This is a genomic window from Xanthobacter sp. BG11Y11_SDJG (assembly GCF_057364445.1).
On record NZ_JBNFNU010000848.1, the window covers coordinates 1 to 665 of the forward strand.

A 665-nucleotide genomic window follows, 5' to 3' on the forward strand; every position below is an offset into this window, starting at 1 on the left:
GGGCAGCGCGGCGGCCGCGTCCTGCACCCACCATTCGCCGTCCGCGAAGCCGGGCAGGGCGCGCACCGGCCCGGCCTGGACGATGCGCACCGAGCCGGTGGGCAGAACCTCGCCGCTGAGCGCCTGGGCCCAGCGCTCCGGGTCCGCCTTCACGGTGATGTCGAGCGGCGGCTCCACCGCATTGATGGCGCAGATGGCGCGCGCCGCCTCGCCGCCATAGGCCGCGCGCCAGCGCGCCCGGAGCCAGTTGGGCGTGTCGGCATCCAGAGGATCGATGCCGGCGAGCAGCGCCTCCTTCTCGCGCGTGAGGCGCCGCAGCACCGCATTGGCGAGGGCGGCGAAGCCCGCGGTGGAGCGATCGGCGCGGGCGACATCGACGCTGAGGCCCACCGCCGCATGGTCCGGCACGTCCATGAACAGCACCTGCGTCGCCCCGGCGAGCAGGATCGCCTCCAGGCGCGGGGCGGATTTCGGCAGGCCGCGCTCCAGCAGCTTGCCGAGCACCAGGCGCAGCGTGCCAAGCCGGCGCACCGCGGTCGCCATGATGCGGAAGGCCAGCGCCCGGTCGCGCGGCTCCAGCGCCGGGTCGAAGCCCTCGGCCGCCTCCTCAAGGGCGGCGCCGTGGCGCAGGACCTTCTCAAGCCCCTCCACCGCCAGGGCACGGG

1 protein-coding gene is annotated in these 665 nt (G+C 75.6%); it reads right to left on the reverse strand.

The features are described from left to right. Positions 1–665 (reverse strand): transcription antitermination factor NusB (locus tag AC2W7M_RS26920; RefSeq protein ID WP_486136289.1); only part of this gene is annotated, 665 nt, incomplete at both ends.